Below are 21,301 nucleotides of genomic sequence, written 5' to 3'. Positions count from 1 at the left end.
GATGGCGGCCCAGGTACGCGTTCTTCGTCAACGGATCCGCTCGGCGAAGTCGATGAAGAAGATCACCAAGGCGATGGAGCTCGTGGCGACGAGCCGGATCGCCAAGGCTCAGGCCCGGGTGCAGGCGTCCCTGCCGTACGCCCAGGCCATCACCGGTGTGCTCACGGCGCTGGCGTCCAACGCGCGGATCGACCACCCGCTGCTCACCCCGCGCGAGCGGGTGCGGCGGGCCGGCGTCCTGTTGGTCACCAGCGACCGTGGCCTGGCCGGTGGTTACAGCTCCAACGCGATCAGGATGGCCGAGTCGCTGATCGCACGCCTCAAGGCGGACGGCAAGGAGCCCGTGCTCTACGTCATCGGGCGTAAGGGTGTCGGGTTCTACCGGTTCCGCGACCGGCCGATCGAGGCGAACTGGACCGGGTTCAGCGAGCAGCCGTCGTTCGAGGACGCCCGCGCCGTGGGTGAGACGCTGATCAAGGCGTTCACCGCCGGTGCGGACGACGTCGACGGCGGTGCCGGTGCGGACGGGGTGCTCGGCGTCGACGAGTTGCACATCGTCTACACCGAGTTCCACTCGCTCATGACGCAGAACCCGGTTACCAAGATCATTGGTCCGATGCAGGTGGAGGACCGGCCGCGCTCCGAGGGGCTGCTGCCGGCGTACGAGTTCGAGCCGGAGGCGGAGGCGCTGCTCGACGCCCTCCTGCCGAGGTACATCAACACGCGGATCTACGCGGCGTTGATCGAGTCGGCGGCGAGTGAGTCGGCGGCACGGCGGCGGGCGATGAAGAGCGCCACCGACAACGCCGAAGACATGATCGAGAAGTACACGCGTGAGATGAACTCGGCTCGCCAGGCCGGGATCACCCAGGAGATCAGCGAGATCGTCGGCGGCGCCAACGCGCTGGCCGCGTCGGGAAGTGAAGTGTGATGACTGCCCCAGTAGAGACCAAGACGGCCACGGGTCGCGTGGTCCGGGTCATCGGCCCGGTCGTCGACGCCGAGTTCCCGCGCGACGCCATGCCTGCCCTGTTCAACGCCCTGAACGTCACCGTGGACCTGTCCGGCGGTGAGAAGACGCTGACCCTGGAGGTCGCCCAGCACCTGGGTGACAACCTGGTCCGCGCCATCTCGATGCAGCCGACGGACGGCCTGGTCCGCGGCGCGGAGGTTCGTGACCGCGGCGAGCCGATCACCGTTCCGGTGGGCGACGCGGTCAAGGGCCACGTGTTCAACGCGATCGGCGAGGTGCTCAACCTCAAGGAGGGCGAGACCCTCACCCCGGACGACCGCTGGGGTATCCACCGCAAGGCCCCGGCCTTCGCGGACCTGGAGCCGAAGACCGAGATGCTGGAGACCGGCATCAAGGTCATCGACCTGCTCGCCCCGTACGTCAAGGGCGGCAAGATCGGCCTGTTCGGCGGCGCGGGCGTGGGCAAGACGGTGCTCATCCAGGAGATGATCACCCGTGTTGCCCGTAACTTCGGTGGTACCTCGGTCTTCGCCGGCGTGGGTGAGCGCACCCGTGAGGGCAACGACCTCATCGCCGAGATGACCGAGTCCGGCGTCATCGACAAGACCGCGCTGGTCTACGGCCAGATGGACGAGCCGCCGGGCACCCGTCTGCGGGTGGCGCTCTCCGCGCTGACCATGGCGGAGTACTTCCGGGACGTGAAGAAGCAGGAGGTGCTGCTCTTCATCGACAACATCTTCCGCTTCACCCAGGCCGGTTCGGAGGTGTCCACCCTGCTCGGCCGGATGCCGAGCGCCGTCGGTTACCAGCCGACCCTGGCCGACGAGATGGGCGAGCTCCAGGAGCGGATCACCTCCGTCCGGGGCCAGGCCATCACCTCGATGCAGGCGATCTACGTGCCGGCGGACGACTACACCGACCCCGCCCCGGCCACCACGTTCGCCCACCTGGACGCGACCACCAACCTGGAGCGGTCGATCTCCGACAAGGGCATCTACCCGGCAGTGGACCCGCTGGCGTCCTCGTCCCGGATCCTCGCCCCGGAGTTCGTCGGCCAGGAGCACTTCCAGGTCGCCACCGAGGTGAAGCGGATCCTGCAGCGCTACAAGGACCTGCAGGACATCATCGCCATCCTCGGTATCGAGGAGCTCTCCGAGGAAGACAAGATCACCGTGGCCCGGGCCCGGCGGATCGAGCGCTTCCTGTCGCAGAACACGTACGCGGCGGAGCAGTTCACCGGCGTTCCGGGCTCGACGGTCCCGATCAAGGAGACCATCGAGGCGTTCCGCAAGATCAGCGAGGGTGAGTACGATCACTTCCCCGAGCAGGCGTTCTTCATGTGCGGCGGTCTCGACGACCTGGAGAAGAAGGCTGAGGAGCTGATGAAGGGCTGACCAGCCCCATCTGATCCGCAACAAAAAGACTGCCCCGGCAATGCCGGGGCAGTCTTTTGTTCATGTTCGCGTCCTACCATCGTCGCGGTCCGTTACTCGTGGTCGGCACTTACGCGACTGCCGAGCTACGGTTCGTTCCGCGCGCTCACCTGAACGAGCGTTGATCTTTGCAACCTTTCGAGGACGTGCGCCCGTCTTTCTCGTCGTGGGCGTAACGAACGGAGATGCTCGTGGGTAAGGCCGGCAAGCGTGGCCGCAAGCCGTCCATCTGGCGAGGTGTGCCACGGTGGGCCAGGATCTGCACGGTGTTCGGCGCCGTGCTGACAGTGCTCAGCGGTGCGGTGCTGGTTGGCACCGAGGTGCTCATGGCCCGCTACGAGGGGGCCGTCGGCAAGGCCGACCTGTTCGGCGACCAGGCGGCGGGTGCCCAGGCGAAGAAGAGCGAGATCAAGGGTCCGCTCAACATCCTGCTCGTCGGCATCGACCCGCGTACGCCGGCGGCCGCGCCACTGGCCGACTCGATCATGGTGCTGCACGTGCCGGCGTCGATGGACCGGGCCTACCTGTTCTCGCTGCCGCGCGACCTCTACGTGCAGATCCCAGCGTTCAAGAAGGCCGAGTTCCCGGGCGAGACCACGAAGATCAACGCTGCCATGTCGTTCGGCAGCAGGGTGCCGGGTGCCAACCCCGACGCAGCACGGGGCTTCGAGCTGCTGGCCACCACAGTGCAGAAGGTGACCGGCATCAAGCGCTTCGACGCTGGCGCGATCATCAACTTCACCGGCTTCCAGAAGATCGTCGACGCCATGGGCGGCGTCGACATGTACATCGAGCGCGACGTGAGGTCCGAGCACAAGAAGCCGGACGGCACGCCGCGTCCGGGCAACACCCGTGGTGAGGGCTACGTCGGCCCGCAGGCGGTCTACAAAAAGGGCAACCAGCACCTGAGTGGGTGGCAGGCGTTGGACTACGTCCGGCAGCGCTACCCGAAGAACGGCGTTCCGGACTCCGACTACGGGCGGCAGCGCCACCAGCAGCAGTTCGTCAAGGCCATGGTCGGCCAGGCGTTCAGCGCCGACGTGGTGTCCAATCCCATCAAGCTGGACAAGGTGCTCCGCGCCGCCGGGCAGTCGCTGATCTTCAACGGTCGGGGAAACAGCGTGGTCGACTTCGGGATCGCCCTGAAGGACATCCGCCCGAACACCATCGAGATGATCAAGCTGCCCGGTGGTGGCGTCTTCGACGGTAAGAAGTACCTGGGTGAGCAGTTCAAGGAAGGGGTCCCGGACTTCTTCACCGCCCTGCACAACGAGCAACTCGACCCGTTCCTGCTCGAGCACCCGGAATTCGTCAACAAGGCCAAGTAGTCCCGGCGTCGTTGTCCCCACCCGCGTTGGGCGCGCCGCGCCGTCAGGCTAGACTTTCGGCAATCCGTAGCCGCAGCAAGGAGACAGCGTGGCACAGCAGCTTCACGTCGAGCTCGTCGCCGTCGAGGAGAAGGTCTGGTCCGGTGACGCCGAGATGGTCGTCGCCCGGACGACCGAGGGCGAGCTCGGTGTCCTGCCGGGGCACGCGCCGCTTCTCGGCCAGCTCGCCGAGCCCGGCCAGGTGCGCATCAAGCTCGCCGGCGGTGAGCAGGTCGCCTACGAGGTGGCCGGTGGCTTCCTCTCGGTGAGCGCCGACGGTGTCACCGTGCTGGCCGAGAGCGCTACCCCGGTCTCCGCGCAGAGCCGCTGAGCCACACCGGGGATGGAGATCGTCGAAGGTTTCGGAATCGGCGTTGTCGTCATCCTCGGCGCGCTTCTGATCCTCTTCGTCCGGCGAGCTCTGGTCACCCGCAGCGGTGGCATCATCCGGCTCAGCGTCCGGGTCTCCACCATGCTCGACGGCCGTGGCTGGTCGCCCGGCTTCGGTCGGTTCGTCGGTGACGAGCTGCGCTGGTACCGCATGTTCAGCTTCGCCATCCGGCCCAAGCGGGTGCTCTCCCGTAAAGGGCTGGCCGTGGAGCGCCGCCGGTTGCCCGAAGGTCAGGAACGGTTCTCCATGCCGGCCGACTGGGTGATTCTCCGCTGTACCAGTCACCACGCACCGGTGGAGATTGCCATGGCGCGATCGACAGTTACCGGTTTTCTCTCTTGGCTCGAGGCCGCCCCTCCGGGGGCGGTCTCGCCGCGTATGGCCTCCCAGGACTGGCCTGCTGCCTGATCTGCTCTTCGATGGTTGCTCTTTCGGGTTGCCCCGGAAACCCGTCCGCCACGCCGTGCGTCGTTCCGGCGTGGTTATCAATCCCCTGCCGTTGCCTGAGAAAGTCGAGTCTCGCCTGTTCAGTGGCCGGGCGCGGTGATCGACTCGGGTTTCTTGAAACCGTGGTGTCCTGGTGGCCAGGATGGCCCGACTTCATGGAACCCGAGTCGATCTAGACACTGAACCGTCAGGAGGTCAGCCCTGGCCGTGGCGGGGCGCCGGAGGACGAGTCGGCCTTGGCGACGCGTGGCAGCGGTCAGATCGGGAATCCCCCTCTTGACGTGGTGCGGAGTGCCGACGTTCAGCGCTTGCCGCCCGGCACCCATAGCACATCTCCTGCCGGATTTGCCGTTCTTGACAGGATAAAGAGCAGATCGGAGAGCCGGTTGAGATACTTTGCCGGGAGCGTGCTGGTTCGGTCCGGATCGTGGGCGACCAGCGCCCACGCCGCCCGTTCGGCACGCCGGGCGACGGTCCGCGCCACGTGCAGCAGCGCCGCGCCTGCGGTGCCGCCGGGGAGGATGAAGGAGTCGAGCTTGCTCAGGCGCGCGTTGTACTCGTCGCACCAGCCCTCCAGGCGCTCGACGTACTCCTCGGTCACCCGCAGCGGCGGGTACTTCGGCTCCGGCTCGACCGGGGTGGACAGGTCGGCGCCGACGTCGAACAGGTCGTTCTGCACCGACCCCAGCACGCCGCGAAGCTCCTCGTCGAGGTTTCCCAGCGCGAGCGCGACGCCGATCGCCGCGTTGCACTCGTCGACATCCGCGTACGCGGCGATCCGCGGATCGGTCTTCGGCACCTGCTCGTTGTTGCTCAGCCTGGTCATGCCGGCATCGCCGGCCTTGGTGTAGATGCGCGTGAGGTGGACGGCCATGACGCACAGCCTACGGATACCCGACCTGACGATCCCGGCGCGGCCGGACAGCACCGCCGGCTGGCCGGTGGTGGTGGGCCCCGGCGACGCCGGCGATCCGGCGGTCAACGACGTCGACGTCATCCGGGTCCGCGGTGACGCCCGACTGGCCGGCACCGTGCACGTGGTCGGTGCCAAGAACTCGGCGTTGAAGCTGATGGCGGCGGCGCTGCTCGCCCCCGGCCGCAGCGTGATCACCAACGTGCCCCGGATCACCGACATCGCGATCATGGGGGAGGTGCTGCGCCGGCTGGGCTGCGACGTCCAGTTCGACGCGGATGACCCGGTCGACCCGATGGTCGCTCGTGGTGGCGTGGCCCGGTCCCGGTCGGTGACGATCGACGTACCCGAACAGCCGGGCGCGGAGGCCGACTACGACCTGGTCCGCCGGTTGCGCGCGTCGATCTGCGTGCTCGGCCCGCTGCTGGCGCGCCGGGGGTACGTGCGGGTGGCCCATCCCGGCGGCGACGCGATCGGGTCGCGGGGGTTGGACATGCACATCTCCGGGCTGACCCGGATGGGCGCCGAGATCTCCGGTGAGCACGGGTTCGTCATCGCGTCCGCCCCGCACGGGCTGCGTGGCGCGGACATCATGCTGGACTTTCCCAGCGTCGGCGCCACCGAGAACCTGGTGATGGCGGCGGTGCTGGCCCAGGGCACCACGATGATCGACAATGCGGCGCGCGAGCCGGAGATCGTCGACATCTGCACGATGCTCAACCAGATGGGCGCGCGCATCGCCGGCGCGGGCACGTCCACGTTGCGGATCACCGGTGTGCCCGGTCTGCGCCCGGTGCGCCACGCCACGGTGGGGGACCGGATCGTTGCCGGCACCTGGGCGTTCGGCGCGGCGATGACCCGGGGCGACGTGACGGTGACCGGGCTGGACCCGGCCTTCCTGGAGGTCGCGCTGGACAAGGTGGTCGCCGCCGGCGGGCTGGTGGAGACGCGGGGGGACGGCTTCCGGGTACGGATGGACGAGCGGCCCCGGGCGGTGGACGTGGTGACGCTGCCGTACCCCGGCTTCGCCACCGACCTGCTGCCGATGGCGATCGGGCTGGCGGCGGTCAGTGACGGCGCGTCGCTGATCACCGAGAACATCTTCGACGGCCGGTTCATGTTCGCCAACGAGATGATGCGGCTCGGCGCGGACATCAAGACCGACGGGCATCACGCCGTGGTCCGGGGACGGGACCGGCTCTCCGGCGCCCCGGTGCGGGCCACCGACATCCGTGCCGGCGCGGGGCTGATCATCGCCGGGCTCTGCGCGGACGGGGTCACCGAGGTTTCCCACGTGCATCACGTCGACCGGGGCTACCCGGACTTCGTGGCCGACCTGCGGGCGCTCGGGGTGGCTGTCGAGCGGGGCACCACGCCGGAGGAGCCGGCGCTGGAGATCTGAGGTCGGCTCTCAGCGACCCGTCCCGACCGCCACTTAGCCATCGTTCAGGCTCGCCGACTAGGGTGCAGGCAGGCACTCAATCGCAGCGAGGGAGAAGCAGATGGCGGGTCGACTCGCGGTCGTCGGGGCCGGGCTGATGGGCTCCGGCATCGCCCAGGTGGCGGCGCAGGCGGGCTGGCAGGTGACGCTGCGCGACCTGGACGACGCGGCCACCACCCGGGGTCTGGGCGGCATTCGGAAGTCACTGGAGAAGTTCGCCGAGAAGGGCAAGATCGAGGCGTCCGAGGCCGAGGCGACGCTGGCGCGGATCACCCCGACCACCGACCTGGAGGCGGCGGCGGACGCGGACATCGTGGTCGAGGCGGTCTTCGAGCGCCTGGAGATCAAGCACGAGGTGTTCCGTGCCCTGGACAAGATCTGCAAGTCGGACGCGGTGCTCGCCACCAACACGTCGGCCATTCCGGTCACCCAGATCGCCGCGGTGACCGAGCGGCCCGAGGCGGTCGTCGGCACCCACTTCTTCTCCCCGGTGCCGATGATGCAGCTCTGCGAGCTGGTTCGCGGCTACAAGACCACCGACGCCACCCTGGACACCGCGCGGGCCTTCGCCGAGGAGATCGGCAAGACGGTCGTGGTGGTCAACCGGGACATCGCCGGTTTCGTCACCACCCGGCTGATCTCCGCCCTGGTGATGGAGGCGGTCAAGCTGGTCGAGTCCGGCGTGGTGTCGGCGGAGGACCTGGACACCGCCTGCCGGCTGGGCTTCGGGCACGCCATGGGCCCGCTGGCCACCACCGACCTGACCGGCGTGGACGTGCTGCTGCACGCCTCGAAGAACATCTACACCGACACGGCCGACGAGAAGTTCTTCCCGCCGGAGCTGCTCCAGCGGATGGTCACCGCCGGTGACCTGGGCCGCAAGACCGGCAAGGGCTTCTACACGTACTGAGGTGTGGCGGCCGGGGCGGTCAACCGCCCCGGCCGGCCGCTCAGCCGTCGCGCTTGGTGGTCCAGCGGAAGGTGGTCAGGCAGACCACCAGGCCGATCACGCACCACAGGGCGAGCACCAGCGCCACCCGGCCCAGCTCGAACGACCCGCCCGGCTCCTGGGCGCCGAAGCTTTCCGGTAGGAAGACCGCCCGCAGCCCCTGGCACATCCACTTGAGCGGGAACAGCGCCGCCACCTGCTGCATCCAGGTGGGCAGGTCGGTGAAGACGAAGAACACCCCGGAGATGAACTGAAGGATCAGCGAGACCGGGGTGACCACCGCCGAGCCGCTGCGGGCGGTGCGGGCCAGCGACGAGATGGCGATGCCGGACAGGGTGCACGCGGTCACCCCGAGCACGGCGACCCAGCCGAAGGTAAGCCACTTCCCGGCGGTGCCCGGCAGGTCGAGGTCGAACAGCGCCACCGCGAAGGCCAGCAGCAGCGCCGTCTCGGCGATGCCGATCACGATCACCATGATCACCTTGCCGGCGAACCAGACCCACTTCGGCATCGGCGTGCCCCGGTAGCGCTTGAGCACGCCCCGATCCCGTTCGACGGGGATCCAGATACCGAGGTTCTGGAAGCTCACCGTCATCAGGCCGGTCGCGATCATGCCGGTGATGAAGTACTGGGTGAACTTCACTCCGCCGCCGATCGTCCCGTCGAAGATCGACGCGAAGATCAGGATCATGATGACCGGGAACCCCATCGTGAAGACGACGGACTCCCGGCTGCGCAGGAACTGGGTGATCTCCAGTCGGCCCTGGCGCAGGGCGAGCGCGCCGGCGCCCGGCCGCCGGCCGCGGGTCGCGGTGACCGGCGTCGCCGGCTTCGTCGTGGTCGTCATCGCGAGTGTCCGATCATCGTGAGGTAGACGTCCTCCAGGGTCGGCCGGGTCACCGTGAGACCGGGGACCTCACCGCCGTGGCGCGCGGCGAGGTCGGCCACGAAGGCCGTCGGCGTCGCGGTCTGCGCGCTCTCCACTGTCCCTTCCGGGGTACGCCAGGCAACCGTGGCGAGGGCCTCCTGTCGATTGCCCAGCCGGTTGGGAGCGGCCACCTCCACCAGTCGACCGCCGGCGATCACGCCGACCCGGTCGGCGAGGGCCTCGGCCTCGTCCAGGTAGTGGGTGGTGAGCACGATGGTGGTGCCGGCGGCGGCGAGGTCGCGGATCAGCTCCCAGAACTCGCGGCGGGCCTCCGGGTCGAAGCCGGTGGTCGGCTCGTCGAGGAAGAGCAGCTCCGGTCGGCCGATGATGCCCAGCGCCACGTCCAGGCGGCGCTTCTGCCCGCCGGAGAGGGTGTGCGTCCGGGCCTTCGCCTTGCCGGCCAACCCGACCCGCTCGATCACCTTCGCCGGGTCGTCGGCGTCGGCATAGAAGCCGGAGAAGTGCCGAATCACCTCGGCCACTGTCAGCTCGTCGAACTCGCCGGTGCCCTGGAGCACGATGCCGACCCGGGAGCGCCAGTCGATGTCCGGGTGGGCCGGGTCCGCGCCGAGCACGGAGACCTCGCCGGCATCCCGGTGCCGGTAACCCTCCAGGATCTCCACGGTGGTGGTCTTGCCGGCGCCGTTCGGGCCGAGCAACGCGAACACCTCGCCGCGGTGCACGTCGAGATCCACGCCCGCCACCGCTACGTTGTCGCCGTACGCCTTGCGCAGCCCTCGTACGGAGATGGCCAGCTCGTCATCCATGCCGTCCAGTGTGCGTCCTGACCCGGCCCGCATGGTGCCCGGGGTGTGGCGGTCCGCGCCACTGCGGGAACTTGACACCCGGACGTCCCCGACATGGACCTGTGTGGTTTTGCACAGCCCTTTTTACTGAACGGTAACTTAGACTCCGGCCATGGATGAGACGGCATTCCCGGGGCGGCTGCCCGAGCGGGACCGCCCGTGGGTGATGCGCACCTACGCCGGCCACTCGTCGGCAGCGGCGACCAACGCCCTCTTCCGCCGCAACCTGGCGAAGGGGCAGACCGGGCTCTCGGTCGCCTTCGACCTGCCCACCCAGACCGGGTACGACCCGGACCACGAACTCGCCGCCGGTGAGGTCGGACGGGTCGGTGTGCCGGTGGCCCACCTCGGCGACATGCGGGCGCTCTTCGACGGTCTCCCGCTCGCCGACACGAACACCTCGATGACCATCAACGCCCCGGCGATGTGGCTGCTCGCCCTGTACGGCACCGTCGGGCTGGAGCAGGGCGCCGACCTGACCCGCTGCGCCGGCACCACCCAGAACGACATCATCAAGGAGTACCTGTCCCGGGGCACCTACATCTTTCCGCCGGCGGCGTCGCTGCGGCTCACCGCCGACGTGGTGGCGTACACGCTGCGCGAGATGCCCCGGTGGAACCCGGTCAACATCTGCTCGTACCACCTGCAGGAGGCCGGCGCCACGCCCGTGCAGGAGGTCGGCTTCGCGCTGGCCACCGCGGTCGCCGTGCTCGACGCGGTCCGCGACTCCGGCCAGGTGCCCGCCGAACGGATGGGCGACGTGGTCCAGCGGATCTCGTTCTTCGTCAACGCCGGGGTGCGCTTCGTCGAGGAGATCGCCAAGATGCGCGCGTTCGGCGTGCTCTGGGACGAGATCACCCGGGACCGGTACGGGGTCACCGACGCCCGACAGCGGCGGTTCCGCTACGGCGTGCAGGTCAACTCGCTCGGCCTCACCGAGGCGCAGCCGGAGAACAACATCCAGCGCATCGTGCTGGAGATGCTCGGCGTGACGATGTCCCGTGACGCCCGGGCCCGGGCGGTCCAACTGCCCGCCTGGAACGAGGCGCTCGGCCTGCCCCGCCCCTGGGACCAGCAGTGGTCGCTGCGGATGCAGCAGGTCCTGGCGTACGAGTCGGATCTGCTCGAATATCCCGACCTCTTCGCCGGCTCGCACGTGATGACCGCGCTGGTCGACGACATCGTCACCGGGGCGCGGACCGAGCTGGACAAGGTGCTGGAACTGGGCGGTGTCGTCGCCGCCGTGGAGACCGGCTACCTCAAGAGCGCGCTGGTCGCCTCGCTGGCCGACCGTCGTCGCCGGATGGAGTCCGGTGCCGATGTGGTGGTCGGGGTCAACAGGTACACCGAGACCGAACCCTCGCCGCTGACCGCCGCCGGTGCGGGCGCCGTCGAACAGGTCGATCCCGCCGTCGAGGCGGCCGCCGTGGATGGCGTACGCCGGTGGCGGGCCGACCGGGAGGCGGCAGTGGTCGACGCGGCGCTGACCCGGCTCCGCGCGGACGCCGCGACCACCGCCAACCTGATGCCGGCGACACTGGAGTGCGTGCGGGCCGGGGTGACCACCGGCGAGTGGGCCGGCGCGCTGCGCCAGGTCTTCGGCGAGTACCGGGCACCGACCGGCCTGGCCGGTGCGACCGGTGGCGGCGGGGAGCCGGGTCTCGCGGCGGTCCGTGAGCGGGTCACCGCCACCGCTCGGGAGCTGGGCAGCGGCCGGCTGCGGCTGCTGGTCGGCAAGCCCGGCCTGGACGGGCACTCCAACGGTGCGGAACAGATCGCGGTACGTGCACGCGACGCCGGCTTCGAGGTGGTCTACCAGGGCATCCGGTTGACCGCGGGGCAGATCGTGGCCGCCGCGGTGGAGGAGGACGTCGACCTGGTCGGGCTCTCCGTGCTCTCCGGGTCGCACCTGGCCGCCGTGCCCGCGGTGCTCGACGGGCTGCGCGCCGCCGGACGGGCGGACCTGCCGGTGGTGGTGGGCGGCATCATCCCGGCCGGTGACGCGGACACCCTGCGGGCGGCCGGGGTCGCCCGGGTCTTCACGCCGAAGGACTTCGCCCTCACCGGCATCATCGACGACCTGGTGACGGTCATCCGTCGCGCCAACGACCTGCCCTGATCACTCGTCACCCCGGCGGGCCGGCGCGGGTCAGCGGCCGGCGTAGGTCATGCAGTCGGCCATGTCGTTGTCCGGGCCGACCCTGATCGACGACGCGTGGCACTCCAACTGCTCGTTGTGCCGGCAGTCGGCGCGCTGGCAGGCGCCGACCTGCGCGATCAGGCTCTCCACACCGCCCTGCACCGGCGACTCGACGAAGGTGTGGCAGTGCGCGTGATCCATGCTGCCGATCGTGATCGCGAAGGCGTGGCAGTCACCTGACCTGTTGTACGCGCAGGCGGCGACCACGCATTCCTGGACTCGGGGCATCTCCAACGCTGCGGTCATGCCGACCTCCTCTAGGCTCCTGCCCCGATACTAGGCTTTTGTCGGCCTGACGAACCCCGGTACGGCGAGCCCGCCCGCCGTCAGACGCGGAAGCCGGCGGCGCGGGCAGCCTCCCGTTCACGACGTCGTTCGCCACGTCGGCGGATGAACCAGAAGATGAAGAAGGCCAGGCCGACCAGGAAGACGAGCACCAGCACCGGCAGGATGATCGCCACCAGGGAAACCACCACACTGGTGGCGTCCTCGGCGGTGCTGGCCACCGGGGCGCCGAAACCGGCGGTGGCCGCGTTGACGACGGGCCGGGCCGCCGACTTGAGCAGGTGCACGCCCAGCGCCAGCAGTACGCCCGTGACGACCGGCACCCACTGGTGGGACGAGAAGAAGCTGCCCGGGTCGCTGACCGTCACCGTCTCCGACGAGGAGCCGGCACCGAAGGCCAGGCCACCGGCGGTGGGTCGGACCACTGTCTGCACCACGTCGTTGATGTGGTCGACCACTGGCACCTTGTCCGCCACCACCTCCACGGCGAGCAGTACGGCCATGATGACGATGACCCAGCCGTTGCCGAGCCAGGTCCAGCCGCTGGGCAGGTCGATCAGGTCGGTGTAGCGGCCGAGCAGACCGAGGATGAGCAGGGGTATGTAGGCGTTCAGCCCCGCCGAGGCGGCGAGACCGGTGCCGGTGAGGACTTCGAACACGATCTCAGCATCGCATCGACGCGCCAGTGCCGCTCGCTGGCGACCGGTGGGTGCTCGGCTACCCTCGTCGGGTGCGGTTGGTCATTGCGAAGTGCTCGGTGGACTACGTCGGACGGCTCTCGGCTCACCTGCCGCTGGCCACCCGGTTGCTGATGGTGAAGGCGGACGGGTCGGTGTCCATTCACGCCGACGACCGGGCGTACAAGCCGTTGAACTGGATGAGCCCACCCTGCCGGCTGGAGGAGGCCCCCGGGGTGTGGCGGGTCGTCAACAAGGCCGGCGAGGAGCTGCGGATCACCCTGGAGGAGATCTTCCAGGACACCTCGTACGAGTTGGGGGTGGATCCGGGTCTGCGCAAGGACGGGGTGGAGGCGCACCTGCAGGAGTTGCTGGCCGCCAACCCGAGTGCCCTGGGTGAGGGGTTCACCCTGGTCCGCCGCGAGTACATGACGGCGATCGGCCCGGTGGACCTGCTCTGCCGGGACGCCAACTCCGGTTCGGTGGCCGTCGAGGTCAAGCGGCGTGGCGACATCGACGGGGTGGAGCAGCTGACCCGCTATCTGGAGTTGATGAACCGCGACCCGCTGCTCAGCCCGGTCGTCGGGGTCTTCGCCGCTCAGGAGATCAAGCCGCAGGCCCGGGTGCTCGCCACCGACCGGGGCATCCGCTGTGTGGTGGTGGACTACGACAAGCTGCGCGGCATCGTGAAGGACGAGCTGACCCTCTTCTGACCCTCGGCGCCTTAGGGCCTGTTTCGTAGGAACTGGCCGGCCTGCGGCGGGCCCGGACGACGACCGGCGGCGTTGCGGTTTCGTCCGGGTACAACACCGGTATCCGGACGAAACCCCGCCTTGCCGGATCGCCGCCCGGACTCCGCCTCGGCTCGACCGCCCCTACGAAACAGGCCCTACCCGTTGCGCACCGCGATCAGCGACTTTGGCAGGCCGAACACCCGCTCCACCAGCATGGTGGAGTCGGGGAAGTAGTGCCGCATCTGCGAGCGGTCCAACAACTCGGTCCAGAGCACCTGGTGGATGGCGGCGTCGTGGCTGCGGGTGGGCTTGTGCCCCAACGGCCAGCGGCGGGCGAACGCGGTGCGCAGCCGGACCGGCAGGAACTGCATGCCCGGCGCGATCCAGTGTGGCTCGATGGGGAAGTAGCGGTAGGGCGTCTGCACCCAGTGCCGGTCGGCAAGGGAGCGGGCGGCGGCGGCGAAGCGGATCCGGCGTTCGTGCCCGCCCACGTGCTCCAGCACGGAGTTCGAGAAGACCAGGTCGTAGCTGCCCTTGACGAGGTGCGGGGGCAGGTCGCAGGCGTCGGCCTGCTCGACGTGGGCCCAGTCCGGGACGACGGTGGGCGGCGACTCCAGGTTGACGACTGTCACGCGGGCCGGCCGGACGGTGGCACGGTGCCAGGTGCCGAGCCGGCCACCGAGATCGACGACGTGCATGTCGCCGATGTCCGGGAAGGTGCGCGCCAGCCAGTCCGAGCGGTGCCGACGCCGTCGGGCGCTCCACGACTGGTCACTGTCGACAAGGCGGTAGCGCAATCGATTGGGGCCCATTTAACGCAATGTACCGCCGCGACCACGGCGTATAAACATGTGGATACGCCGATCCTTCTTGATGATCGGTTATCCGACACTTACCTCCCGTACATGACCTTGATGGCCTTGACGAGCCGGGCCACGTCGGTGGGGGTGCGGTCGAAGGTCATCGACGGCAGCAGCGACCGGGCGCGGCGTCGGGTGATCGCCTTGGTCCGACCGAACTCACGCAGGCCGTCCTCCCCGTGGATCCGGCCGAAACCGGAGTCACCGACACCGCCGAACGGCAGGGTGGACATGCCGGCGAAGGTCAGCGTGGAGTTGATCGACGCCATCCCGGAGCGCAGCCGCCGGGCGATGGACACCGCGCGCCGCCGGCCGAAGACCGAACCACCGAGGCCGTACGACAGGGCGTTGGCGCGGGTGACGGCCTCGTCGGCGTCGCGGACCCGGCTGATGGTCAGCGTGGGGCCGAAGGTCTCCTCGCGGACCGCGGCCGAGTCCTCCGGGACGTCCACCAGCACTGTGGGGTGGACGTACGGCGGCTGCACGGCGCTCGGGCCGCCGAGCACGGCGCGCCCACCGGACGTGATCGCGGCGTCGATGTGCCGACGGATCACGTCGATCTGCTGGGGCATGGTGATCGGGCCGATGTCGGTGCCCTGCGGCCCGACCGTCAGCCGACCGGCGCGGGCCACCACCTTGTCGACGAAGGTGTCGAAGACGGCGTCGACCGCGTACACCCGCTCGATGCCGATGCAGGTCTGCCCCGCGTTGGTCATGCCGCCCCAGACGCACGCCTCGGCGGCGGCGTCCAGGTCGGCGTCGCTGTCGACGATCATGGCGTCCTTGCCGCCGCCCTCGATGAGCACCGGGGTCAGCGACTCGGCGCAGGCGGCCATCACCTTGCGGGCGGTGGCGGTGGAGCCGGTGAAGGCCAGCTTGTCGACGCCGGAGCGGCACAACGCGGCGCCCACGTCGCCCTGCCCGTGCACGGCGGTGAACACCGGCTGCTCGGGCACCACCTCGGCGAAGCTGTCCACCAGCCACTGGCCGACGGCCGGGGTGTACTCGCTCGGCTTGAGCACCACGCCGTTACCGGCGGCGAGGGCGTACGCGGCGGAGCCGATGGGCGTGAAGACCGGATAGTTCCACGGCCCGATGACGCCGACCACCCCGTACGGCTGGTATTCGAGGTGCCCGGAGAACTCGGCGAGGATGAGCCGGGACCGCACCCGGCGTGGGCCGAGCACGCGCCCGGCGTTACGGGCGGCCCAGTCGATGTGCTCGATCGCGGTGACGATCTCGACGATGGCGTCGGCGACCGGCTTTCCGCCCTCGACGTGCACCAACTCGGCCAACTGCTCGATGCGCGTGGCGAGCAGGGCGCGCCAGCGCAGCATCCGCTGACGGCGGCCGGTGAAACCCAGGCTGGCCCACCACTCGCCGGCGGCGCGGGTGCGGGCGACGGCCTGCCGTACGTCGGCGTCGGTGGCGACCGGGAAGCGACCGGCCTCGACGCCGGTCGCCGGGCTGGTGGAGACCAACTGACCCGCTTCGATGACCGGAACGCCCGGGATATGCACTGCCGTCATGGCGGAAGTCTAGACCCGAGGATTACTCACCGGTAGGGTCGCCGATTCGGGGCCGGGGGGCCGGCGTCGCACCAACCCGGCCGATCGTTGATCAGTGCAGGTCAGCGTGGTGGTGGCGAACGCGGCCCGCCCGAATCGTCGAACGGCAGGTGGCCGGGAGGTGACGAGAGGCTGACCGGCCGGTCGGTATTGACGACTACCGTCTGATGGCAAGCTGACGCGCGGAGTGACGGTGTGGGGTGGAGGGCTGACTGTCCATGGAGGAACATCCGGAACTGATGCCGCTGTTGACGGTCGCGGGTGGGCCGATGCGCGGCGCGAGTTTTCGTATGCGAGCCGAGATACAGGTGATCGGCCGAGCGCCGACCGGCCAGGTGGTCATCAACGACCCGCACCTGAGCCGTCGCCACGCCGAGGTGTGGCTGGCGCCGGAAGGGCCGTCCCTGCGGGACCTCGGCTCGACAAACGGCACCTGGCTCAACGACCGGCGGATCACCGAGGTGGAACGACTCTCCGACGGTGACGTGATCCGGCTGGGCCGTACCGAACTGCGCCTGTTCGACCCCGGGGTGGCGCTCACCGACCCGGTGGGGCTCAGCTTCGGCCCGTCCCGGCGCGACGTCCGGCCGACAGTGCCGCTGCCCCTGGCCACACCACCGGGCACCCGCCGCTGACCGCCTGGCGGTCAGCCACACCGGGCCGCCGCGCTGGATGGCGATCCGACACCTGGACCGGCGCGAACACCCGTGGCAGCATGCCGCGGATGGAAACCGAGCAGCGGATCGTGACGGCGAACGGCATCACCCAGGCGGTACGGGTGGCCGGTCCGCCGGACGGCGCGCCGGTGCTGCTGATCCACGGCAACTGCTCGTCCGCGCTGTTCTGGGAGCCGCTGGTCCGCCGGCTGCCATCGACGCTACGGGTGGTCGCCCCCGACCTGCGGGGGTACGGCGACTCCGCGACCGCTCCGGTGGACGCCACCCGGGGCCTGCGGGACTTCGCCGACGACGTCGCCGCCCTGCTGGCCGACCCCACGCTCTTCGCCGCCGACGCGCGCCCGGTGGTGGTCGGGCACTCCCTCGGCGGCGGGGTGGCGATGAGCCTGCTGGTCGACCACCCGCACCGGGTGGGGGCGTTGCTGCTCGCCGCGCCGGTCTCCCCGTACGGCTTCGGCGGCACCCGCGACCTGACCGGCACGCCGACCACCCCCGACTTCGCCGGCACCGGCGCGGGCACCGCGAACCGGGACTTCGTGGCCCGACTCGCCGCCCGTGACCGGAGCGCCGACGCGCCGGCCAGCCCGCGCGCCGTCCTGCGAAGCACCTATGTGGCCGATCCCGCCTCGCTCGGCGCGGACGAGGAACTGCTGCTGGACACCGTGCTCTCCACAGCGACCGGGGACGACAACTACCCGGGCACGGCGGTGTCGTCGGAGAACTGGCCGGGCACCGCGCCGGGGGAGCGCGGCGTGCTCAACGCGCTCGCGCCGACCTGGTTCCGGCTCGCCGACGACCTGGTGGCCGTCGCCGAGAAACCGCCGGTCACCTGGGTACGCGGCGACGCCGACGTCATCGTCTCGGACACCTCGCTGTTCGACCTGGCGTACCTCGGGTCGCTGGACCTGGTGCCCGGCTGGCCCGGCGCGGACGCCTGCCCGCCGCAGCCGATGGTCGGCCAGACCCGGGCGGTGCTCGACCGGTACGCGGCGGCCGGCGGGGCGTACCACGAGGTGGTGCTGCCCGCCTGCGGACACAGCCCGCACCTGGAGCGCCCGGCGGAGTTCGTCGCCGAGTTGTTGGCCCTGACCAGCGGGTCGACCGCCTGACCGACGGCCCGACGGTCGGCCGGAAAGCAGCGCCGTGCCGTGGGTGAAATATGCCACGGCGTCTCGACAACTCACCGTCACGTGGCAGACTCGCGCGCATAACCTTAGCGGCCGTTCAGTGGTCGTGCGGAGTCTCTGGGGAGGCCGGTCGTGGCGCGCGAGTTCAGCACCGTAGGCGTGGTCGGGCTGGGCACCATGGGTGCTGGCATCGTCGAGGTCTTCGCCCGCAACGGCATCGACGTGGTGGCCGTGGAGATCTCCGCACCCGCCCTGGAACGCGGCCGGGCCACCCTGAAGGGCTCCACCGACCGGGCGGTCGCCAAGGGCAAGCTCGCCGAGGCGGACCGCGACGCCCTGCACGAGCGGGTGCACTTCGCGGTCGGGCTGGACGCGCTGCACTCCGTCGACCTGGTCATCGAGGCGGTGCCCGAGCACCTGGACCTCAAGCAGCGGATCTTCGCGGAGCTGGACCGGGTCTGCCGCCCCGACACGATCCTCGCCACCAACACCTCGTCGCTGAGCGTCACCGAGATCTCGGTGGCCACCAGCCGACCCAACCAGGTCATCGGCATCCACTTCTTCAACCCGGCCCCGGTGATGAAGCTGGTCGAGGTGGTCCGCACCGTCGTCACCGCGCCCGAGGTGGTCGCCGACGTGGAGGCGCTCTGCGCCCGGCTCGGCAAGGTCGACGTCACCATCAACGACCGGGCCGGCTTCATCGCCAACGCGCTGCTCTTCGGCTACCTCAACCACGCCGTCGGCATGTTCGAGTCGCACTACGCGACCCGGGAGGACATCGACGCCGCGATGAAGCTCGGCTGCGGCCTGCCGATGGGCCCGCTGGCGCTGATGGACCTCATCGGTCTGGACACCGCGTACGAGATCCTCGACACCATGTACCGGCGCGGCGGGCGGGACCGCCGGCACGCCCCGGTGCCGCTGCTCAAGCAGATGGTGACGGCGGGACTGCTCGGCCGGAAGTCCGGCCGGGGCTTCTACACCTACGAGCGGCCCGGCTCCCCGGTGGTCGTACCGGATGAGGCGACGCCGCTGGCCACGGAGTCGGCGCTCGCCGACGGGGCTCGCGCCATCGCGAAGGTGGGCGTGGTGGGTTCCGGGACGATGGCCACCGGGATCATCGAGGTGTTCGCGAAGGCCGGCTACGAGGTCGTCTCGGTCACCCGCGGCGCGGAGAAGTCCGCGAAGGTCTGTGAGGCGGTGAAGACCTCGCTGAACAAGGGCGTGGTGCGCGGCAAGCTCGCCGAGGCCGACCGGGACGCCGCGCTGGGCCGGATCAGCTGGTCCGCCACGCTCGACCACCTCGCCGACGTCGACCTGGTGGTCGAGGCGGTCGTCGAGGAGTTGAGTGTCAAGAAGGCCCTCTTCGCCAGCCTCGACGAGATCTGCAAGCCGGGCGTCGTGCTGGCCACCACCACCTCGTCGCTGCCGGTGATCGACGTGGCGATGGCCACCCAGCGGCCGGCCGACGTGGTGGGGCTGCACTTCTTCAATCCGGCGCCGGTCATGCCGCTGGTCGAGGTCGTCCGCACCATCCGCACCTCCCCGGAGGCCACCGCCACCGCCCGCGCCGTCTGCGCCGCCCTCGGCAAGACCGGCGTGGTCTGCGGCGACCGGTCCGGGTTCATCGTCAACGCGCTGCTCTTCCCGTACCTGAACGACGCGGTGAAGATGCTGGAGGCCAGCTACTCCACGGCCGACGACATCGACCACGCCATGAAGCTGGGCTGCGGCTACCCGATGGGCCCGTTCGAGCTGCTGGACGTGGTGGGGCTGGACGTCTCCCTGGCCATCCAACGCGAGCTGTACCTGGAGCTGCGCGAGCCGGGCTTCGCGCCCGCGCCGCTGCTGGAGCACCTGGTCACCGCCGGCTATCTGGGCCGCAAGACCCGCCGCGGCTTCCGCGACCACTCACACCGCTGACCGGGTCAACGCTCGCGGGCGCTGGGCGCGTCTGCAGGGTGTGACCTTCGAGGAGTACGTCAGCAGCCGGGGTCCGGCGCTGGTCCGGCTCGCCCGGCTGCTGACCGGTGACGAGCACCGGGCCGAGGACCTTGCCCAGGACGTGCTGTCCCAGGCGTACGTGCAGTGGCGCCGGATCGCCCGTGCCGACCGTCCGGACGTGTACGTGCGCCGGATGCTGGTCAACGCCAACATCTCCTGGTGGAGGCGACGGTCCAGCCGGGAACTGGTCGTCGACACCTTCGCCGAGCGGGCGCACCGGGGCGACCTGGGCGGCGAAGCGGCCGACCGGGACGAGATGTGGCGGCTGATCCTGGGCCTGCCCGACCGTCAGCGGGCGGTCCTGGTGCTGCGCTACTACGAGGACCTCGACGACGCGACGATCGCGCAGATCCTGAACTGCTCGCCGGTCACCGTCCGTACCCACGCGATGCGGGCGCTCGCCAACCTCCGGGAGCGCTGCGGTGCCCCGGCCAGCAACGGGAGCCGACCGTGACAGACCTCGACGAGCGGATCATCTCTACCCTGCGGAAGCACGCCGAGGGTCAGGTGGACATCAGCCGGTTGACCAGCGGGGCGGTTGCCCGGGGCCGGGCCCGGCGGATGCGGCGACGGGCCGCGGTGGGCGGGACGGCGCTCGGCGTGGTGACCGTGCTCGGCCTCGGCGTGGCGGGCGGCGGTGGGCTGCCCGTGCGGGTGCCGTGGACGGGGGCGAAACCGGCAGACCAGGCGGCCACGCCGGCGGCGGCCCCCGGGGTGCCGGGGGCACTCACCCGGCCTGATCTGGTCGGAAAGGACCCTGGTCTGCTGCACTTCGGCGTCGACCCGGCTCACGCCCGCTACCTGAGCTGGCGGTCGGCGGCCGGCCTGGAGAGCGCCCAACTGGATCTCGGCGGTGCGGCGCCGGTCAGTTTCTCCCTCGCCCGCAGCGCCGCCGTCGCCGAGGAGGTCCACCTGGAGGGCGACAGGTACGTCCCGCAACCGGCGGACCCGCCCTACGACGGTCAGTTGAATCGGTTCTCCCTGGACGTGGCCGACAGTGACCCGATCTGGGTGCTGCGGTGGCAGCCGGTGCCCGGCCTCTTCGCCCGCCTGCGCACGGTGGCGCCCACCGACGCGGCGCTGCAGGCGGCCAGGAGCGCGCTGCGGCTGGATGTGGCGCACCGGTGCAGTGCCCCGATGCGGCTCGCCGCGATGCCGGCCGGGGCGTGGAGTGCCGGATGCGAGGTCACCGTGGCCAACCTCCCGGCCGCGCTGGACGTCTCGCTGGTCGTCAACGGGAGCGGGTTCCGCTCGATGGAGGTGCGGCTCCGATCCCCGCACAGCATCGTCGGTGACCGCCCAGAACCCAACGCGACGGCGGCCGGGCGGCCGGTCTACGTCGACCCGAAAGGCGAGACGATGGAGTTGCTCGACGTACCGAAGGCCCAAGTCACCGCCGGTTGGGGCCGGCCGAACGAGGGTTTCACCGAGGAGGACGCGGCGACGGTGCTGGGCGGGGTGCAGGTCGCCGAGCACCTGGACCGACCCACGACCTGGTGACCGCCCCGGGCGGCCGCACCC

At 70.2% G+C, this 21,301-nt stretch carries 21 protein-coding genes; 14 read left to right on the top strand and 7 right to left on the bottom strand.

Annotation, left to right across the window (positions count from 1 at the left end; genetic code table 11):
- Position 1 precedes the first annotated feature (1 nt).
- From ACX27O_RS24570 to ACX27O_RS24550, 5 genes are all read left to right on the top strand, one after another.
- A complete protein-coding gene (locus ACX27O_RS24570; RefSeq protein ID WP_030333181.1) occupies positions 2-931 on the top strand; it encodes a F0F1 ATP synthase subunit gamma in 930 nt (309 codons plus the stop codon).
- Positions 931-2,367: a F0F1 ATP synthase subunit beta gene (gene atpD, locus ACX27O_RS24565; RefSeq protein ID WP_030333183.1), complete on the top strand. Its 1,437-nt coding sequence runs from the start codon at positions 931-933 to the stop codon at positions 2,365-2,367. Before ACX27O_RS24570 ends, atpD begins: the two co-directional genes overlap by 1 nt.
- 224 nt (positions 2,368-2,591) lie before the next feature.
- The gene (locus tag ACX27O_RS24560; protein ID WP_458940109.1) at positions 2,592-3,734 is read left to right on the top strand and encodes an LCP family protein; all 1,143 of its coding nucleotides are present in this window, start codon (positions 2,592-2,594) and stop codon (positions 3,732-3,734) included.
- An 88-nt stretch (positions 3,735-3,822) separates the two neighbouring features.
- Positions 3,823-4,104 carry a F0F1 ATP synthase subunit epsilon gene (locus tag ACX27O_RS24555; protein ID WP_030333186.1) on the top strand — a complete coding sequence of 94 codons (282 nt, stop codon included), beginning with the start codon at positions 3,823-3,825 and terminating at the stop codon, positions 4,102-4,104.
- A 12-nt stretch (positions 4,105-4,116) separates the two neighbouring features.
- On the top strand, positions 4,117-4,572 hold the full coding sequence (locus ACX27O_RS24550) for a DUF2550 domain-containing protein (RefSeq protein ID WP_030333188.1): 456 nt from the start codon (positions 4,117-4,119) through the stop codon (positions 4,570-4,572).
- A gap of 340 nt (positions 4,573-4,912) precedes the next feature.
- On the opposite strand, the gene ACX27O_RS24545 is transcribed toward ACX27O_RS24550, so the two are convergent.
- The gene (locus tag ACX27O_RS24545) at positions 4,913-5,485 is read right to left on the bottom strand and encodes a cob(I)yrinic acid a,c-diamide adenosyltransferase (protein ID WP_279519245.1); all 573 of its coding nucleotides are present in this window, start codon (positions 5,483-5,485) and stop codon (positions 4,913-4,915) included.
- Between ACX27O_RS24545 and murA the strand changes: the two genes are divergently transcribed.
- Together murA and ACX27O_RS24535 are read left to right on the top strand one after the other, a co-directional pair.
- Positions 5,484-6,926, top strand: coding sequence for a UDP-N-acetylglucosamine 1-carboxyvinyltransferase (gene murA, locus ACX27O_RS24540; protein ID WP_030333192.1), 1,443 nt, complete (start codon positions 5,484-5,486; stop codon positions 6,924-6,926). The genes ACX27O_RS24545 and murA overlap by 2 nt on opposite strands.
- 100 nt (positions 6,927-7,026) lie before the next feature.
- The gene (locus ACX27O_RS24535; protein ID WP_458940108.1) at positions 7,027-7,875 is read left to right on the top strand and encodes a 3-hydroxyacyl-CoA dehydrogenase family protein; all 849 of its coding nucleotides are present in this window, start codon (positions 7,027-7,029) and stop codon (positions 7,873-7,875) included.
- A 40-nt stretch (positions 7,876-7,915) separates the two neighbouring features.
- Here the strand turns inward: ACX27O_RS24535 and ACX27O_RS24530 are convergent, their stop codons facing one another.
- Both ACX27O_RS24530 and ACX27O_RS24525 read right to left on the bottom strand, forming a co-directional pair.
- Complete coding sequence (locus ACX27O_RS24530) at positions 7,916-8,761, bottom strand: ABC transporter permease (protein ID WP_030333195.1); 846 nt, start codon at positions 8,759-8,761, stop codon at positions 7,916-7,918.
- Complete coding sequence (locus ACX27O_RS24525) at positions 8,758-9,609, bottom strand: ABC transporter ATP-binding protein (protein ID WP_458940107.1); 852 nt, start codon at positions 9,607-9,609, stop codon at positions 8,758-8,760. The genes ACX27O_RS24530 and ACX27O_RS24525 overlap by 4 nt, the downstream gene beginning before the upstream one ends.
- A gap of 151 nt (positions 9,610-9,760) precedes the next feature.
- Between ACX27O_RS24525 and ACX27O_RS24520 the strand changes: the two genes are divergently transcribed.
- Positions 9,761-11,767 carry a protein meaA gene (locus ACX27O_RS24520; RefSeq protein WP_458940106.1) on the top strand — a complete coding sequence of 669 codons (2,007 nt, stop codon included), beginning with the start codon at positions 9,761-9,763 and terminating at the stop codon, positions 11,765-11,767.
- A 30-nt stretch (positions 11,768-11,797) separates the two neighbouring features.
- On the opposite strand, the gene ACX27O_RS24515 is transcribed toward ACX27O_RS24520, so the two are convergent.
- Positions 11,798-12,094 carry a DUF1540 domain-containing protein gene (locus tag ACX27O_RS24515; RefSeq protein ID WP_030333201.1) on the bottom strand — a complete coding sequence of 99 codons (297 nt, stop codon included), beginning with the start codon at positions 12,092-12,094 and terminating at the stop codon, positions 11,798-11,800.
- A gap of 80 nt (positions 12,095-12,174) precedes the next feature.
- Complete coding sequence (locus ACX27O_RS24510; protein WP_030333202.1) at positions 12,175-12,792, bottom strand: DUF4126 domain-containing protein; 618 nt, start codon at positions 12,790-12,792, stop codon at positions 12,175-12,177.
- 71 nt (positions 12,793-12,863) lie between these two features.
- Here ACX27O_RS24510 and nucS point away from each other — a divergent pair, with 71 nt between their 5' ends.
- A complete protein-coding gene (gene nucS / locus ACX27O_RS24505; RefSeq protein ID WP_030333204.1) occupies positions 12,864-13,523 on the top strand; it encodes an endonuclease NucS in 660 nt (219 codons plus the stop codon).
- A 176-nt stretch (positions 13,524-13,699) separates the two neighbouring features.
- On the opposite strand, the gene ACX27O_RS24500 is transcribed toward nucS, so the two are convergent.
- Together ACX27O_RS24500 and ACX27O_RS24495 are read right to left on the bottom strand one after the other, a co-directional pair.
- Positions 13,700-14,356 (bottom strand): methyltransferase domain-containing protein, encoded by a 657-nt coding sequence (locus tag ACX27O_RS24500; RefSeq protein ID WP_030333206.1) that lies wholly within the window; start codon positions 14,354-14,356, stop codon positions 13,700-13,702.
- A gap of 80 nt (positions 14,357-14,436) precedes the next feature.
- Positions 14,437-15,933 carry an aldehyde dehydrogenase family protein gene (locus ACX27O_RS24495; protein ID WP_210861178.1) on the bottom strand — a complete coding sequence of 499 codons (1,497 nt, stop codon included), beginning with the start codon at positions 15,931-15,933 and terminating at the stop codon, positions 14,437-14,439.
- A gap of 257 nt (positions 15,934-16,190) precedes the next feature.
- Between ACX27O_RS24495 and ACX27O_RS24490 the strand changes: the two genes are divergently transcribed.
- The 5 genes from ACX27O_RS24490 to ACX27O_RS24470 all read left to right on the top strand — a co-directional run bounded on the left by ACX27O_RS24490 (position 16,191) and on the right by ACX27O_RS24470 (position 21,280).
- Positions 16,191-16,607, top strand: coding sequence for an FHA domain-containing protein (locus tag ACX27O_RS24490; protein ID WP_210861176.1), 417 nt, complete (start codon positions 16,191-16,193; stop codon positions 16,605-16,607).
- Between the two features lie 80 nt (positions 16,608-16,687).
- Positions 16,688-17,758, top strand: a complete 1,071-nt coding sequence (locus ACX27O_RS24485; RefSeq protein ID WP_209444570.1) for an alpha/beta hydrolase — start codon at positions 16,688-16,690, stop codon at positions 17,756-17,758.
- Between the two features lie 150 nt (positions 17,759-17,908).
- Positions 17,909-19,699 carry a 3-hydroxyacyl-CoA dehydrogenase family protein gene (locus tag ACX27O_RS24480; protein ID WP_210866395.1) on the top strand — a complete coding sequence of 597 codons (1,791 nt, stop codon included), beginning with the start codon at positions 17,909-17,911 and terminating at the stop codon, positions 19,697-19,699.
- Between the two features lie 40 nt (positions 19,700-19,739).
- A complete protein-coding gene (locus tag ACX27O_RS24475; protein WP_030333215.1) occupies positions 19,740-20,234 on the top strand; it encodes a SigE family RNA polymerase sigma factor in 495 nt (164 codons plus the stop codon).
- A complete protein-coding gene (locus ACX27O_RS24470) occupies positions 20,231-21,280 on the top strand; it encodes a hypothetical protein (protein ID WP_458940105.1) in 1,050 nt (349 codons plus the stop codon). Before ACX27O_RS24475 ends, ACX27O_RS24470 begins: the two co-directional genes overlap by 4 nt.
- Positions 21,281-21,301: the final 21 nt, after the last annotated feature.

The organism is Micromonospora sp. SD19 (assembly GCF_054462275.1).
The sequence above is the reverse complement of the archived record's forward strand: the minus strand, read 5'-3'. Positions and strand labels throughout refer to the sequence as shown.